The sequence below is a fragment of the Ketogulonicigenium robustum genome, from assembly GCF_002117445.1.
In the GTDB taxonomy this organism is placed as follows: Bacteria; Pseudomonadota; Alphaproteobacteria; order Rhodobacterales; family Rhodobacteraceae; genus Ketogulonicigenium; species Ketogulonicigenium robustum.
This window is the reverse complement of record NZ_CP019937.1, coordinates 1126288-1138879: the sequence shown is the minus strand read 5'-3', so window position 1 is coordinate 1138879 and position 12592 is coordinate 1126288. Positions and strand designations below refer to the sequence as shown.

At 61.1% G+C, this 12592-nt stretch carries 13 protein-coding genes; 5 read left to right on the top strand and 8 right to left on the bottom strand.

Going from position 1 to position 12592, the window contains the following annotated elements; all coding sequences use genetic code 11:
- Positions 1-13: 13 nt before the first annotated feature.
- Positions 14-1057: a dihydroorotase gene (gene pyrC, locus BVG79_RS05855; protein WP_085786063.1), complete on the bottom strand. Its 1044-nt coding sequence runs from the start codon at positions 1055-1057 to the stop codon at positions 14-16.
- A 268-nt stretch (positions 1058-1325) separates the two neighbouring features.
- Between pyrC and BVG79_RS05845 the strand changes: the two genes are divergently transcribed.
- Positions 1326-1787 carry a peptidase S1 gene (locus BVG79_RS05845; protein ID WP_085786061.1) on the top strand — a complete coding sequence of 154 codons (462 nt, stop codon included), beginning with the start codon at positions 1326-1328 and terminating at the stop codon, positions 1785-1787.
- Positions 1788-1838: 51 nt separating this feature from the next.
- On the opposite strand, the gene infC is transcribed toward BVG79_RS05845, so the two are convergent.
- The 7 genes from infC to BVG79_RS05810 form a co-directional block, all read right to left on the bottom strand.
- Entirely contained in the window at positions 1839-2336 is a 498-nt protein-coding gene (gene infC, locus BVG79_RS05840) for a translation initiation factor IF-3 (protein ID WP_472382587.1), read from the bottom strand.
- A 142-nt stretch (positions 2337-2478) separates the two neighbouring features.
- Complete coding sequence (locus tag BVG79_RS05835; protein WP_085786059.1) at positions 2479-3267, bottom strand: ferredoxin--NADP reductase; 789 nt, start codon at positions 3265-3267, stop codon at positions 2479-2481.
- Between the two features lie 69 nt (positions 3268-3336).
- The gene (locus BVG79_RS05830; protein WP_085786058.1) at positions 3337-4503 is read right to left on the bottom strand and encodes a cytochrome P450; all 1167 of its coding nucleotides are present in this window, start codon (positions 4501-4503) and stop codon (positions 3337-3339) included.
- A gap of 17 nt (positions 4504-4520) precedes the next feature.
- Positions 4521-5444 carry a cation diffusion facilitator family transporter gene (locus BVG79_RS05825; RefSeq protein ID WP_085786057.1) on the bottom strand — a complete coding sequence of 308 codons (924 nt, stop codon included), beginning with the start codon at positions 5442-5444 and terminating at the stop codon, positions 4521-4523.
- Positions 5445-5490: 46 nt separating this feature from the next.
- On the bottom strand, positions 5491-6234 hold the full coding sequence (gene tpiA, locus BVG79_RS05820; protein ID WP_085786056.1) for a triose-phosphate isomerase: 744 nt from the start codon (positions 6232-6234) through the stop codon (positions 5491-5493).
- Between the two features lie 108 nt (positions 6235-6342).
- Positions 6343-6687 (bottom strand): HesB/IscA family protein, encoded by a 345-nt coding sequence (locus BVG79_RS05815; protein WP_085786055.1) that lies wholly within the window; start codon positions 6685-6687, stop codon positions 6343-6345.
- Between the two features lie 10 nt (positions 6688-6697).
- The gene (locus BVG79_RS05810) at positions 6698-7060 is read right to left on the bottom strand and encodes an SUF system Fe-S cluster assembly protein (RefSeq protein ID WP_085786054.1); all 363 of its coding nucleotides are present in this window, start codon (positions 7058-7060) and stop codon (positions 6698-6700) included.
- A gap of 146 nt (positions 7061-7206) precedes the next feature.
- Between BVG79_RS05810 and tgt the strand changes: the two genes are divergently transcribed.
- The 4 genes from tgt (at position 7207) to hflX (ending at position 12585) form a co-directional block, all read left to right on the top strand.
- The gene (tgt, locus tag BVG79_RS05805) at positions 7207-8337 is read left to right on the top strand and encodes a tRNA guanosine(34) transglycosylase Tgt (RefSeq protein WP_085786053.1); all 1131 of its coding nucleotides are present in this window, start codon (positions 7207-7209) and stop codon (positions 8335-8337) included.
- Between the two features lie 178 nt (positions 8338-8515).
- Positions 8516-10930 (top strand): endopeptidase La, encoded by a 2415-nt coding sequence (gene lon / locus BVG79_RS05800; protein WP_085786052.1) that lies wholly within the window; start codon positions 8516-8518, stop codon positions 10928-10930.
- Positions 10931-11061: 131 nt separating this feature from the next.
- Positions 11062-11295 carry an RNA chaperone Hfq gene (gene hfq / locus BVG79_RS05795; RefSeq protein ID WP_085786051.1) on the top strand — a complete coding sequence of 78 codons (234 nt, stop codon included), beginning with the start codon at positions 11062-11064 and terminating at the stop codon, positions 11293-11295.
- 6 nt (positions 11296-11301) lie between these two features.
- Positions 11302-12585: a GTPase HflX gene (gene hflX, locus BVG79_RS05790; protein WP_418268951.1), complete on the top strand. Its 1284-nt coding sequence runs from the start codon at positions 11302-11304 to the stop codon at positions 12583-12585.
- Positions 12586-12592 lie beyond the last annotated feature (7 nt).

Sequence of the window (12592 nt, the reverse complement as noted above, 5' to 3'; positions counted from 1 at the left end):
TTCTTGCCTTTCTTTAGTCCTGAACGCGCCAGTGCAGCGGGAAGCCGGGGTTGAAGACCGTCACGGGGCCAACGCCGGTTTCGATATGGTCGGGGAAGGTGACCGGCGTGTCCGATTTCACCAGCGTCAGCGTGCCCGAATTGGTCGGCAGGCCGTAATGGGCTGCGCCGTGCAGCGCGACGAAGCCTTCCAGCTTGTCCAGCGCGCCTTCGCGTTCGAACACTTCGGCCAAGCACGACATGGTGTTGGTCGCGGTGAAGCAACCCGCACAGCCGCAGGGCAGCAGCTTGTTTTCATCGGTATGCGGCGCCGAGTCGGTGCCGAGAAAGAACCGTGCATCGCCCGATGTCGCCGCCTCGACCAGCGCAAGGCGGTGGGTTTCGCGCTTGGCGACGGGCAGGCAATAGTAGTGCGGCTTGATCCCGCCGGCCAGAATGTGGTTGCGGTTGATGATCAGGTGGTGCGTCGTGATGGTCGCGGCCAGATCGGCGTCGGCGCTGCGCACATAGCTGACGGCATTGCGCGTCGTCACGTGTTCCATCACCACGCGCAGGCCCGGGGTGGCGCGGCGGATCGGCTCCAGAACGCGGTCGATAAAGACGGCCTCGCGGTCAAAAATGTCGATATCGCTGTCGGTCACCTCGCCGTGGGTGCACAGGGGCATGCCGATTTCGGCCATCTTTTCCAGCGCGCCGCGCACTTTGTCAAAGTTGTGGACGCCCGAATGCGAATTCGTCGTGGCCCCAGCGGGGTAGAGCTTGACGGCAATGGCGATGCCCTCGGCGTGGGCGCGGGCCAGATCGGCGGGGTCGGTATCTTCGGTCAGATACAGTGTCATCAAGGGTTTGAAGGTCGAACCGGCGGGCAGGGCGCTGATGATGCGTGCGTGGTAGGCGGCGGCTTGCGCGGCGGTGACAACCGGCGGCACCAGATTGGGCATGATCAGCGCACGGTCGAAGTCGCGCGTGGTTTCTGGCAGTACGGCTTGCAGCATCGCCCCGTCGCGCAGGTGCAGGTGGAAGTCATCTGGGCGGCGCAGGGTGATCGTCTGTGTCATAGCCATCGCTTTTGGAAAATCGGGTGAATACGGGAAGCCCATGCGGGTTTTCGCGCCCAAGGGCAAGGGTTCCAAAGGTATAGCGCAGGCGGTTTTTGGTTTCCACGCTTTGATTGCGTCAATGCACCGCAATCAGAGGAGCGATAAACAGATCGTGCCTGCAACGCGCGTTATCCCCGCGGGGAAGGTCTATCGCTATAATGCATACTTGACCGTTTGATTGTAAAAGGGTTTTTGGAGACGCTACATTCCGCATTGGAGAATAAACTTGAAAGCTATCGTTACCGGTTTCTTTGCCGCAGCTATGTTGAGCGCGACGTCGGCCATGGCCTGCACCGACTGGGAACTGCCGCCGACCTACGGCGAAGCCACGTTGTCGGCCGGCTTTACGCCCGATCCGCACGCAATCCAGATGGCTGCGGGCGGCCCTGTCAGTCTGGTTGATTGCCGGAACGAGCCTGGTGCCGGTTTCATCAGTGAAGCGCCCGATTATGACCTGTATTGGGAAGGCAACGGTCAGCTGACCATCGCTTTCGAGGCAAGCGAGGACACTGTCCTAATCGTCAACGGCCCTGATTATGAATGGTATTATAACGACGATTATAAAGGGGTTAACCCCGCGATCGTTATCCCCAACGCCGGTCCTGGCCTTTACGACATCTGGGTTGGCACCATTGCACCCGATAGCTACCCCGAAGGTCAACTGATCATCACCGAGTTGCCTTACTAATGAAAAGGGCCGCGTCCGAAGACGCGGCCCTTTTTACATGAGATGCCTGCCTTATTTGGCGGGCGCCGGCCCGATCATCATGACCATCTGGCGGCCTTCCAGCTTCGGCATGCTTTCGACTTTGCCGTGCAGCTTCACATCTTCGGCCACGCGGTCGAGCAGTTTGCGCCCGAGGTCTTGGTGGGCCATTTCACGGCCGCGGAAGCGCAGCGTGACTTTGACCTTGTCGCCTTCGCCCAGGAACTTCAGCACGGCACGCATTTTGACTTCGTAGTCATTCGTGTCGGTGTTCGGGCGGAATTTGACTTCCTTGATCTCGATGACCTTCTGATTGCGGCGTGCTTCAGCCTCTTTCTTCTGGGTCTCGTACTTGTACTTGCCATAGTCCATGATCTTGCAGACCGGGGGCACGGCGTTCGGCGAGATCTCGACCAGATCGAGGCCGGCGTCTTCTGCAAGTACCAGCGCGCGTTCAGGTGATACGACGCCGATGTTTTCTCCATTCGCGCCGATCAGGCGGATGTCGCTCCCACGAATGCGTTCGTTGATCCGGGGGCCGGTTTCGCGCGTTGGGGGCGCGTTATGCGGTCTGCGTCCTATGGCTTTGATCCTTTTGACGTTAAGCTTTGGCGGGCAAAATAGTAGTCCGGCCCGCGGCTTTCAACCGAAATCGGGCCGGAAAGCGGCGTAATCAGTCGACAAACGCCTTTTCGATGACGAATTCGGCGGGATCGGAATTCGCCCCCTCGCGCAGACCGGCTTTTTCCAGCAGTGCTTTTATGTCGAGGTTGAAGGCAAGGTTGCCGCAAACCATGGCGCGATCGGTCGCCGGATCCATCGGGGGCAGGCCGAGGTCGGCAAACATCTCGCCCGACTCGATCAGGGTCGTGATGCGGCCCATCTTGGCGCTGTCTTCGCGGGTGGTGGTGGGATAGTACTTCACTTGGCCCGCGAATTCCCCGATGAGCGGATCGTCAGCGAGGCTTTCGACCAGTTCGCGGCCATAGGTAAGCTCGGCCACCTCGCGGCAGGTGTGGGTGATGATGACTTCCTCGAAACGCTCGTAGGTTTCGGGGTCGCGCAGCAACGAGGCGAAGGGCGCAAAGCCGGTGCCGGTCGCAAAGAAATACACCCGCTTGCCGCCTGTCAGCGCATCCAGCACCAGGGTGCCGACCGGTTTGGGGCGCAGGATGATTTCGTCGCCTTCTTTGATGTGTTGCAGGCGCGATGTCAGGGGGCCGTCGGGGACGATGATGGAATAGAACTCCAGCTCCTCGTCCCAAGCGGGGGATGCGATGGAATAGGCGCGCAGGATCGGCTTGCCGTTGTCGCCCGGTAGCCCGATCATCACGAATTCGCCCGAGCGGAAGCGCAGCGATTGCGGCCGCGTGACGCGGAAGGCGAACAGCCCGTCCGAGTAATGCGTGACCTTTGTGACCTTCTGCACATCGGGCGAGATGATCTTGCTGCCTTCTGCCATGGGCTGCGTCCTTATCCAAACTGATTTGGTTGGGTTATAGGCCGCGTGGGGGCGAAGGGAAAGGGGCCGCTAGCGCGCGGTGACCATCAGCCGCTGCAGGCCGTGGAAGTGGTAGACGTTGGAATACCGGGGCGCCTCGGCCAGCGACAGCGCGGGCAGGCGAGCCATCAGCGTGCGCAGCGCGATGACCAGCTCCAGCCGGGCCAAGGGCGCGCCGACGCAGAAGTGGATGCCGGCGCCGAACGATGTGTTTTGCGGCCCCTTGCGCGCGGGGTTGAAGGTGGCGGGTGCGTCATAGGCGGCGGGGTCGTGGTTGGCAGCGGCCAGCAGGCAGGCGATGCGGTCGCCGCGCCGGAATGTGTGGCCGAAAAGGTCGACATCTTCGTAGACCCAGCGCAGGAACATATGCAGGGGCGGGTCGAAGCGGATGATTTCCTCGACCGAAGTCTCATCAATTGCGGGTTTTCCCTGCTCGATCAGGGTTTTGATGCCGTTGCCGATGGTATGAACGGTCGCCTCGTGCCCAGCGTTCAGCAGAAGGATGCAGGTTGTGATCAGTTCGTCCGTCGTCAGTTTTTCGCCGTCTTCCTCGGCGGCGATCAGTTCGGTGAGCAGGTCGTTGCCGGGGGTGACGCGGCGCTGCGCGATGTAGTCGACCATGAAGGCACGGAATTCGGCGGCGGCGGCGTTGGCGTCGCGCTGGACAGCCTCGGTCGCGCGGGCCTGATACATGCCGACCATGCGGTTCGACCAATCCAGCAGGCGCGGGGCGGTGCTGTCGGGCACGCCCAGCAGGCGCGCGATCACCGTGACGGGGACGTGTTGGGCGTAATGTGTCAGCAGGTCGAACGGCCCAGGGGGGAAGGCGTCGATCAGGCTGTGGCAAAGGGTCTCGATCTCGGGCGCCATGGCGGCGATGCGGCGCGAGGTGAACGCGCGCAGTACGAGGCCGCGCAGGCGGGTGTGGCGCGGGGGCTCGACCTCGAGCATGGAATGGGCTTCGAGGGCGTAGAAATCCCGCGTGAAGTCGGGGTAGGTCGGCGCGCATTCGGGTGGTGCCTCGCGCCCGAGGCGCCGGTCGCGCAGCAATGCGCTGACGGCACGGTGGGTGACGGCACAGGGCAGGTCGTAATCGGTCCAGTAGAACATATCGCCGGCGGCGCGGGCCTTGTCGTAGAAGGCATAGGGGTTTGCGACGAAAGCGGGGTCGGTGGGCGATTGCGATATGCGGTCCATGGCGTCCTTGGCGGTTGCTATTCGGCCCAGTTCGGGTCGGCGGTGAAGACGATTGTCAGCCAGCGGTCGGGGCTGTCGTGGCCGATTTCGGCGGCGATGGTGGTGCGCAGGTCGTCCCACGCGCGCAGGCTGCGGTCGGGGGTTTCGGGGGCGACGATGAAGTAAAGCTCGATCTGCAGGCCGCGGCCGGTTTTGGCGACGTAGGCGCGGTAATCGGCGAAGCCGTGCTGTGCCACCGCGCGGGCGGCGACGGCGTCGACCTCGGCCTTCAGTTCCATCGGGGTCATCAGGAAGATTTCGGCGAAGGCCTGCCGCACGATGGGGATGGGCAGCGGCAGCAGCGCGAGCGAGATCACGGTGAGGATCGCGGGGTCGACGTAAGGCACCATCCACGCGTAACGGGTGCCTTCCAGCGCGAGGGCGATGACGAAGGACGCAAGCAGCGCCGCCGTGATCGAACCGCCCATCATCCAGCTGCGGATGTCGAGGGCGATGAATTCGGATTTGATGCGCCGGTTATGGCCGATTTCCCATGCCATCATTCCGAAATAGACGAATAGCGAGGTGGCGGCATAGATCAGGCCTATGCCGAAATCGGGCTGACGCCCGCCGTGGCCGATGCTGATGATCGCATTCATCAGCCCGTAGGCCGAGATGAGGATCAGCATCATGCCGTTGAGTGCCAGCACCAGCGGTTCGAGGTGCCAGAACCCCATGCTGAAGCGACTGCGCAGGCGGTTCGACAGCCCGTCAGGCGCGGCCGAGCGTAGGATGAGCGAGGCAACGGTCAGAGAGAGCACCGTCATCGACGCATCGACCAGCGAATAGGCGCTGTCGAAGATCACGGCGGCCGAGCCCGACCACAGCCCCAGTGTCACGCCGTAGGCAGCGATGATGAATGTGGCGATGATCGAGCGACGCAGGATGGTTTGTTCAGTCATGATAGACTGGGTGTCGCAGGCTTCTGTCTGGTTTTCAAGCCTGTGATCAGGCGCTGGCGGCCAGTGCAGCGATGATGGGGGCGAAGTCGCTGGCCTTCAGGCTGGCGCCGCCGACCAAGGCCCCGTCAACGTCGGGAGCGGCGAAAATCTCGGCCGCGTTCGAGGCTTTGACCGAGCCGCCGTAGAGGATGCGGATGCCGTCGGCCTCGTCCCCAAGGCGCTGGCGCAGGATGGCGCGGATGCGGCCGTGGACCTCGGCGATCTGGTCGGGCGTCGGGATGTGGCCGGTGCCGACCGCCCAGATGGGTTCATAGGCGATGATGGTGTTGGCGGCGGTGCTGGTATTGGGCAGTGAGCCGTCGAGTTCGGTTGCGATGGCGACAAGCGTTGTGCCGGCCTCGCGCTGCTCCAGGCTTTCGCCGACGCAGATCAGGGCGATCAGGCCGGCCTCGATCGCGGCTTCGGCCTTGGCGCGAACCATTTCGTTGCTTTCAAGGTGGTCGCGGCGGCGTTCGGAATGGCCGACGATCACATGGGTTGCCCCTGCATCCACCAGCATGGCGGCCGAAGTCTCGCCGGTAAAGGCGCCTTGAGGCAGGTGGTGGCAGTCTTGCCCGCCGATCAGCACGGTGCCCTTGGCAGCGGGAACTGCGGCGGTGATCAGTGTTGCTGGGGGGCAGATGAGGGTGTCGACCGCGGGGTCGGCTGCGGCGGCGATGGCCGTAATTTCGGTCAGGTCGGCCTTGATGCCGAACATCTTCCAGTTACCCGCTGCTACTTTGCGACGCATCCGCACCCCCCCTGAAAACGCTATCGGTTTCATCTAGCAGGCGTGGGGGATGCGCGAAAGGCTGATAGCCCTAACAGGTTGGAAGTAAAACGCAATCAGCTAAAAAGCTCAGCCGAATTTGATCGACTCGCCGCAGCCGCAGGCTTCGACAACATTGGGGTTGTTGAATTTGAAGCCGGTGTGTAGCAAAGTTTCCTCGTAATCGATCTGGGTGCCGAACAGGAACATTTGCGCCATGGGGGCGATCATCACCCGCGCACCTTCTTGTTCGACCACCTCGTCGAGGGGGTTTACGTCGGCTGCGTATTCCATGGTGTATTCCATGCCTGCGCAGCCGCCCTTTTTAATGCCCAGCCGCAGCCCCTTGTGGCCTGCCTGATCCATCAGCGTGCGGATGCGCGTGGCGGCGGCGGGGGTCAGGGTGACGGCTTGCTTGCCCGGAATTGCGAACATGGTGTGATCCTTACATAAAGCCCAGCTCGAGGCGGGCTTCGTCGGACATCATGGACATGCCCCATTGCGGTTCCCAGACGATGTTGACATCGACTTGTTTGACGCCGGGCAGCGGCTCGACCGCGCTGGCGACCCAACCGGGCATTTCGCCCGCGACGGGACAGCCGGGGGCCGTCAGCGTCATGCTGATGGCGACTTCGGATTCGTCGTTGATGGCGATGGAATAGACCAATCCCAGATCGTAGATGTTCACGGGGATTTCGGGATCGTAGACCGTCCGGCACGCCTCGACAATAGCGTCATACAGCGGGTGGTCGGTGTTCGAAGGGGCGATCAGCGGTGCGCCTTCCTCGAGTTGGTCGATGTCGGACATGGGAACCCTCGTAACGGTGTTGGGGCAGATATAGGAAGCGGGGGCCGAAAGGTAAAGGCGGCGGCCATCACATTCGGGCGCTTTGCTGGGCTGGCGTTTGGCAGACTTGCGGTCTAAAAGCCCCCCTCGAATAGCGAGGATGACAGATGGCGAGCGGTATCAGTTTCACCCTGAATGCCACGGATGGCAAGGCACGAACGGGTGTGATCAGCACGCCGCGGGGGGATATTCGCACGCCCGCCTTCATGCCTGTTGGCACGGCGGCGACGGTCAAGGCGATGATGCCTGAATCGGTCGCGGCGACGGGTGCGGATATTTTGCTGGGCAACACCTATCACCTGATGCTGCGCCCGACCGCCGAGCGGATCGACCGTTTGGGCGGGTTGCACCGGTTTATGAACTGGGAAAAGCCGATTTTGACGGATTCGGGCGGGTTTCAGGTTATGTCGCTGTCGTCGCTGCGCAAGCTGACCGAGGAAGGCGTGACGTTTTCGAGCCATGTTGATGGCTCGCGCCATTTCGTCAGCCCAGAGCGGAGCATGGAGATCCAGAAGCTGCTGGGGTCGGATATTGTGATGGCATTTGACGAATGCCCCGCGCTGCCCGCGACCGAAGACACGGTGGCGCAATCCATGAGGATGTCGATGCGGTGGGCGCAGAGGTCGCGCGATGCGTTTGGCGACCGGCCGGGCCATGCGCTGTTCGGCATTCAACAGGGTGGCGTGACCGAAGCATTGCGTGGCGAGTCCGCCGAGGCGCTGCGGGCAATTGAATTTGATGGTTACGCCATTGGCGGTCTGGCCGTGGGCGAGGGGCAAGAGGCCATGTTCGGCGTGCTGGATTACGCGCCCGACATGCTGCCGACCGATAAGCCGCGCTATTTGATGGGTGTGGGCAAGCCTGATGATATTGTGGGCGCCGTCAAGCGCGGGGTCGATATGATGGATTGCGTGCTGCCCAGCCGTTCGGGCCGTACGGGGCAAGCGTGGACCCATCGCGGGCAGGTGAATATCAAGAATGCCCGCCATGCCGACGATCCGCGCCCGCTGGATGAAAACTGCAGCTGTCCGGCTTGCAGTAAGTATAGTCGTGCTTATTTGCACCACGTCTTCCGCGCGCAAGAGATGATATCGGGGATGCTGCTGACGTGGCACAACCTGCATTATTATCAGGAATTGATGGCAGGGATGCGGGCGGCGATTGCCGAAGGACGCTTTGCGGCGTTCGAGGCGGATTTCCACGCTAAGCGCGCGCAGGGCGATATCGATCCGATTTGATCGGCTGCGCGATAACAACAACAGAACACTTGCAGAACCGACTGGGCTTGTTCAAGGTGAGCGAGAGCTACCTTGAAATGGTGGCAGACCGCCACCAAATCTGGTTGGTTAAAGAGGGGATGGCGCTAGGGCTGCCGCATTCGGGGCCTTGTCCATCCTGCCTAGGAAAGGAATTCAGATGAACGATCACTTCAGCCCTTCCTACCCGGTGCTGCCGCTGCGCGACATCGTGGTGTTCCCGCATATGATCGTGCCGCTGTTTGTGGGGCGCGAGAAGTCGGTGCGGGCGCTGGAGGAGGTCATGTCCGAGGATCGCCAGATCCTGCTGTCCAGCCAAAAGGACGCAGGCGTGGATGACCCCGGCGTTGACGGAATCTATCGCACCGGCGTGTTGGCCAGCGTGCTGCAACTGCTGAAGCTGCCCGACGGCACCGTGAAGGTGTTGGTCGAGGGCAAGACGCGTGTGCGCATCACGGACTTTGTCGAAAACGACCGTTTCTTTGAGGCTCATGCCGAGCCGCTGGACGAAGACATGGGCGATTCCGATGTCGTCACTGCACTGATCCGCTCGGTCGCAGAAGATTTCGAGCGTTATGCCAAGGTGAAGAAGAATATTCCCGAAGAAGCCATCGGTGCTGTCACCGAGGCCAAGGAACCGGCGCGTCTTGCCGACTTGGTTGCCGGCCACTTGGGGATTGATGTTGCCCAAAAGCAAGAGTTGCTGGAGACGCTGACCGTATCCGAGCGGCTTGAGAAGGTTTACGGCCTGATGGACGGCGAAATGTCGGTTCTGCAGGTCGAGAAGAAAATCAAGTCGCGCGTGAAGTCGCAGATGGAGCGTACCCAGCGCGAATACTATCTGAATGAGCAAATGAAGGCCATTCAGAAGGAGCTGGGCGAAGGCGAGGATGGCAGCAACGAGCTGGGCGAGCTGGAAGAAAAGATCGCCAACACCAAGCTGTCGAAAGAGGCCCGCGAAAAGGCCGAAGCCGAGCTGAAGAAGCTGAAGTCGATGTCGCCGATGTCGGCCGAGGCAACGGTTGTGCGCAACTATCTGGATTGGTTGCTGGGCGTTCCGTGGGGCGTGAAGTCGCGCGTCAAGAAAGACCTGCCTAAGGCCGAGGCCATTTTGGACGCGGACCACTATGGTCTGGAAAAGGTCAAGGAGCGCATCGTCGAATTCTTGGCGGTTCAAAGTCGTAGCGACAAGATGAAAGGCCCGATCCTGACGTTGGTTGGCCCGCCCGGTGTGGGTAAGACATCGCTGGGTAAGTCGATCGCGAAGGCGACGGGGCGTGAATTCATCCGCATCAGCCTTGGCGGTGTGCACGACGAAAGCGAGATCCGCGGTCACCGTCGGACCTATATCGGTTCGATGCCCGGCAAGATCATTCAGGCGCTGAAGAAGGCCAAGACGACGAACCCGCTGATCTTGCTCGATGAAATCGACAAGATGGGGCAGGATTATCGTGGCGACCCCGCATCGGCCCTGCTGGAGGTATTGGACCCCGAGCAAAACAACACGTTCGTCGACCACTATCTGGAGGTCGAATACGATCTGTCGAACGTGATGTTCATCACCACGGCCAACAGCTACAACATGCCTGGCCCGTTGCTGGACCGGATGGAGATCATTTCGCTGTCCGGCTACACCGAGGACGAAAAGCGCGAGATTGCCCGCCAGTATCTGGTGGACAAGCAACTGAAGAATAACGGTCTGAAGCCCAACGAGCTGACCATCACCGACGGTGCGCTGCAAGAGATCATCCGCAGCTATACCCGCGAGGCTGGTGTGCGGAACCTTGAGCGTGAGATCGCCAAGGTCGCCCGCAAAGCGGTCACGAAGATTATCAAGAAAGAAGCCGAAACTATTGAAGTTACGGCGGAAAACATTGGTGACTTCTTGGGCGTGAAGCGGTTCCGTTGGGGGCTGGCCGAGAAAGAGGATCAGGTGGGTGTTGTCACCGGCTTGGCCTGGACATCGGTTGGCGGCGATATTCTGCAGATCGAAGCGCTGCGTCTGCCCGGTAAGGGGCGGATGAAAGTCACCGGTAAGTTGGGTGACGTGATGAAGGAGTCGATCGAGACTGCGGCCAGCTATGTCCGCTCGATCGCGCCGCAGTTGGGGGTGAAGCCTACGCGGTTCGACAAGGTCGATATCCACGTCCACGTGCCTGATGGCGCGACCCCGAAAGACGGCCCCTCGGCTGGTCTGGCGATGGTCACGTCGATGGTGTCGGTGATGACGGGTATTCCGGTGCGCCGCGATATTGCCATGACGGGGGAAGTGTCCCTGCGTGGGAATGCGCTGCCGATCGGGGGCCTGAAAGAGAAGTTGCTGGCGGCTTTGCGCGCTGGGATCAAGACCGTGTTCATTCCCGTCGAGAACGAGAAGGACTTGGCCGACATCCCCGACAATGTAAAGCAGGGGATGGAGATCGTTCCCGTCAGCCACGTTTCGGAAGTGTTGGCACGGGTGCTGGTGCGCCAACCCGAGCCGATTGAGTGGGACGAAGAGGCCGAAGAAGCTGCCGCGCTGGCTGCCGCGCAATCGCGCGTCGGCGGCGAGGGCATCAGCGGCGTCGCCCATTGATGCAAGACATTCGGGGCAGGCTTTTGCCTGCCCCGATTTTCATGCTGCGTTGACTGCTTGACGCATGATGTTGCATCGTTGAAACTAAGAACAAACCGGTTGTAAACAGCCGCAATAACAAAGGAAAAACCATGGCTTCCGACAAGCAGAACCTGCAGGATGCGTTTTTGAACCACGTCCGCAAGGTTAAAGTTCCTGTAACGATTTTTCTGGTAAATGGCGTGAAGCTGCAGGGTGTCATCACCTGGTTTGATAGCTTTTGCGTGCTGTTGCGCCGCGATGGCCAGTCGCAGTTGGTTTACAAGAGTGCGATTTCGACCATCATGCCGGCGCAGCCCGTTTCCCTGTATGAAGGTGAAGAATAAATTTTGCTGAACCACCAGCAACTCGATACGCCCGCGTGGATCATTCATCCGGATGTGAAATCCGATTTTGACCGTCGCGAGGCCGAGCCCGCTTTGAATGAGGCAAAAGCCCTGGCAGCTGCGCTGCCGGGGCTTGATGTTCTGGGCGCCGAAATTGTGCGCCTGCCCAAGATGCATGCCGGAATGCTGTTTGGCAGCGGCAAGGTTGCGGAGCTGAAAGAGCGTTTTCAGGCGCATGACGTGCAGTTGGTGCTGATTGATGGCGCCGTGACCCCCGTGCAGCAGCGCAATCTGGAACGCGAATGGGGGGTGAAGATCCTCGACCGGATGAGCCTGATTTTGGAGATTTTCTCGGATCGGGCGCGGACGCGGGAAGGGGTTTTGCAAGTCGAGATGGCCGCGCTGGCCTATCAGCGCACGCGGCTGGTGCGCGCCTGGACCCACTTGGAGCGGCAGCGCGGTGGCTTTGGTTTTGTCGGTGGGCCCGGCGAGACGCAGCGCGAGTCTGACCGCCGCGCCATTGACGAGCAGTTGCTGCGCTTGGCGCGCCAGTTGGAGAAAGTGCAGAAGACCCGCGCCTTGCACCGCGCGGCGCGGGCCAAGGTGCCTTACCCGATTGTGGCGCTGGTCGGCTATACCAACGCCGGAAAGTCTAGTCTGTTCAACCGCTTGACTGGGGCCGAGGTGTTGGCCAAGGATCAGCTGTTTGCGACGCTTGACCCGACCATGCGCCGGTTGGCCTTGCCAAGCGGGCAGGAAGTGATCCTGTCGGACACGGTGGGATTCATTTCGGATTTGCCGACGCAGTTGGTTGCCGCCTTCCGCGCAACGCTGGAGGAGGTGCTGGACGCCGATTTGGTGCTGCATGTGCGCGACATTAGCCACCCGCAGACGGCGCAGCAGGCGCAGGATGTGATGACGATTTTGCAGGCCATCGGCGTCCCCGAGGATGCGAAGATGATCGAAGTGCTGAACAAGATCGACCTGCTGGACGAGGACGCTCGCGCGGCATGGCAGGCGCAAGCGGCCCGGCAAGATCAGCGCGTGGTGGTGTCGGCCCTGACGGGCGAGGGCGCTGATACCTTGCTGGCCGACATAGAGGCGATGCTGGCGCCGCCCTATCTGGAGGAGGTTTTGCGCCTGCCCCATGATGCGGGCCGGATGCGCGCTTGGCTTTATGCCGAAGGGGTTGTGCAGTCCGAGACACGCGACGATTTCGGGATGAGTTTGGCGCTGAAATGGACCGAGGTTCAGAAAGCGCGCTTTTATAAAACCCGCGAGGGGCGTTGAAAAAAGG